Below are 2907 nucleotides of genomic sequence, written 5' to 3'. Positions count from 1 at the left end.
TCGTAGGCGAGACCGGCGGTAAGGATTTCGTGCTGGTGCACAAATCCGCCGATCCCGACGCAGTGGTAACAGGCCTTGCCCGCGGCGCTTTCGAGTTCCAGGGCCAGAAATGCTCCGCCGCTTCCCGCGCTTATCTCCCCAGCAACATCGCCGAAGAGATCAAGACGAAGCTGGCAGCCGAGCTGAAGACCATGAAAATGGGCACCACCGAAGACTTCGGCAACTTCATCAACGCGGTGATCGACGAGCGCTCTTTTGATAAAATTGCAGCGTACATCGAGAACGCGAAAAAGGACCCGAAAGCGAAAATCATCGCCGGCGGCAACTACGCGAAAACGGAAGGGTACTTCATCGAGCCCACCGTCATCGAAACCACCGATCCGAAGTACGTGACCATGTGCGAAGAGATCTTCGGCCCCGTGCTCACCATCTACACCTACGACGCGGATAAATTCGAAGAAGCCATCGAACTGGTGGACGGCACCAGCGAATACGCCCTCACCGGCGCCATCTTCGCGCAGGACCGCTACGCGCTCGACCTCGCCACTAAAAAACTGGTGAACGCGGCCGGCAACTTCTACCTCAACGATAAGCCCACCGGCGCAGTAGTAGGGCAGCAGCCTTTCGGCGGCGCCCGCGCTTCCGGAACCAACGACAAGGCCGGCTCCATGCTGAACCTTTATCGCTGGCTCAGCGCCCGCACCGTGAAAGAAACCCTGGTTTCGCCCACGGATTATCGTTACCCCTTCCTGAAAGAAGCGTAACAAGGCATACAAGTTATACGAAAGCCGCTCCCACCGGAGCGGCTTTTTTTATGTAATTACCGGAAAAACAAAAGGCGCCCCGAAGGACGCCTTTGCCAAATTTCGTGCGGTAAAGATTACAGCTTTTTAATCGCCGCCAGCGCCTCTTCCACGTGCTGGGTAGCCTGCGTCATGGAGTTGAACTGGTGCACCACGGTGCCCTTGCGGTCGAGCACGTAGGTGACGCGGCCGGGGAGCATCATGGTTTTGGGCACGCCGAACAACTTGCGGACCTCGTTCTTTTCGTCGGCCAGCAGGGTGAAAGGGAGGTTATGTTTCTGGGCGAATTTCTTGTGGGATGCCACATCGTCGGAGCTGATGCCGATTACCTGCGCGCCGGCGTCGGTAAAGGCGGCGAAGCTGTCGCGGAAGGAGCAGGCCTCCTTGGTACAGCCGGGCGTATCGTCTTTCGGATAGAAATACACCACCACCGGGCCTTTTGCGAGGGCTTCGGACAGGCGGAAGGTGTGGTTGTCCTGATCCTGCAGGGAGAAGTCGGGCACGGTTTCGCCCGTTTTCATCTGGCCCGAGGTATCGGAAAAAAGGCCGAACAGCGACAAGGTAATGAGCATGGTTTTTAAGATTTTCATGACCGGATGCGATTTACCCTTCAAATGTACGTCAATGGCCCGCTCCGGCAATCATTTTTTATTCCGGTCCTTCATCCTTATTTTTGACTTTTAAATTTCACCTGATTTGAAATCAATCCTGACAGACCGGCAACTGGCGATCACGATCGAAAGGCTGAGCCACCAGCTGGTGGAGAACCACCTCGACTTCCAAGATACCGTGGTGATAGGGCTCCAGCCCAGGGGCATCTTTTTGTCGGACCGTATCTACCGCCACCTTCAGGCGCTGGTGCCTTCCGCCAATATCCCATACGGCAAGCTGGACATCACCTTTTACCGTGACGACTACAAGAGCGGCAACCTGCATGTTCCCAACGAAACCGATATCGCATTTTCCATCGACAATAAAAAAGTGATCCTGATCGACGATGTGCTCTACACCGGCCGCACCATCCGTTCGGCCATGGACGCCATGCTGGATTTCGGCCGTCCGGCCAAAGTAGAGCTCTGCGTGCTGGTAGACCGCCGTTTCAGCCGTGAGCTGCCCATCCAGCCCGATTATACGGGCCGCACGATCGACGCGATCATTACGGAGCGCGTAAAAGTCTTGTGGAACGAACGCGATGGTAAAGACGAAGTTGTGCTGATTGCATAAAACCTATATATTTGCACCTTAGAATGTCACTGTCTGTTAAACATCTGCTGGGTATACGTGACCTGACGCGTCAGGATATAGAACTCGTCTTTCAAACGGCTGATCAATTCAAGGAAGTATTGCAGCGCCCGATCAAGAAAGTGCCCACCTTACGGGATACCACCATCGTCAATGTATTTTTCGAGAACTCTACACGCACGCGGCTCTCTTTTGAGCTGGCGGAGAAGCGCCTTGGCGCGGACGTGATGAACTTCTCGGCTTCCGGATCGTCCGTATCCAAAGGCGAAACCCTCATCGATACCGTCAACAACATCCTGTCCATGAAAGTGGATATGGTGGTGATGCGGCACTCGGCCACGGGGGCGCCCCACTTCCTCGCCAAGCACATCAACGTACCCATCGTCAACGCCGGAGACGGCATCAACGAGCATCCCACGCAAGCCCTGCTTGACGCCTTCTCCATCAGGGAGAAGCTCGGCAGCGTGGAAGGCAAGAAGATCGCCATTTGCGGCGATATCATGCATTCCCGCGTGGCGCTGTCCAACATCTACTGCCTGAAGAAACTGGGCGCGGAAGTAACCGTTGTTGGTCCGCCGACGCTCATTCCCAAGCACATCGCCAAAGCGCTCGACGTAAATGTTTCCTATGATATCAGGGAAACGCTGAAATGGGCGGACGTAGCCAACGTGCTCCGCATCCAGCTGGAACGCCAGAATATGCCGCTTTTCTCGACCCTGCGGGAATATTCCCTCGCATACGGCGTGAACCGCAGGCTGCTGGACAGCCTGGGTACGGAATGGCGCCTGCTCGACGCGGCGTTCGGCGAGATCACGACCGAGGTGCTGCCGGCCCCGACGTTTTATTATGCGGAGGACTATCA

At 55.8% G+C, this 2907-nt stretch carries 4 protein-coding genes; 3 read left to right on the top strand and 1 reads right to left on the bottom strand.

What is annotated here, in order from left to right; genetic code table 11:
- Positions 1-764: aldehyde dehydrogenase family protein (locus Q0510_RS16980; RefSeq protein WP_298714492.1), on the top strand; the 764-nt coding region annotated here is incomplete at its 5' end.
- 116 nt (positions 765-880) lie between these two features.
- On the opposite strand, the gene Q0510_RS16975 is transcribed toward Q0510_RS16980, so the two are convergent.
- Positions 881-1393, bottom strand: coding sequence for a peroxiredoxin (locus Q0510_RS16975; RefSeq protein ID WP_298714489.1), 513 nt, complete (start codon positions 1391-1393; stop codon positions 881-883).
- A gap of 106 nt (positions 1394-1499) precedes the next feature.
- Here Q0510_RS16975 and pyrR point away from each other — a divergent pair, with 106 nt between their 5' ends.
- Entirely contained in the window at positions 1500-2027 is a 528-nt protein-coding gene (gene pyrR / locus Q0510_RS16970) for a bifunctional pyr operon transcriptional regulator/uracil phosphoribosyltransferase PyrR (protein ID WP_298714487.1), read from the top strand.
- 11 nt (positions 2028-2038) lie between these two features.
- On the top strand, positions 2039-2907 hold an 869-nt coding region (locus Q0510_RS16965; protein WP_298714484.1), incomplete at its 3' end, for an aspartate carbamoyltransferase catalytic subunit.

The organism is uncultured Chitinophaga sp. (genome assembly GCF_937874145.1).
In the GTDB taxonomy this organism is placed as follows: domain Bacteria; phylum Bacteroidota; class Bacteroidia; order Chitinophagales; family Chitinophagaceae; genus Chitinophaga.
Note: the sequence above shows the minus strand (reverse complement) of the source record. Positions and strands in the feature narration are given on the sequence as shown.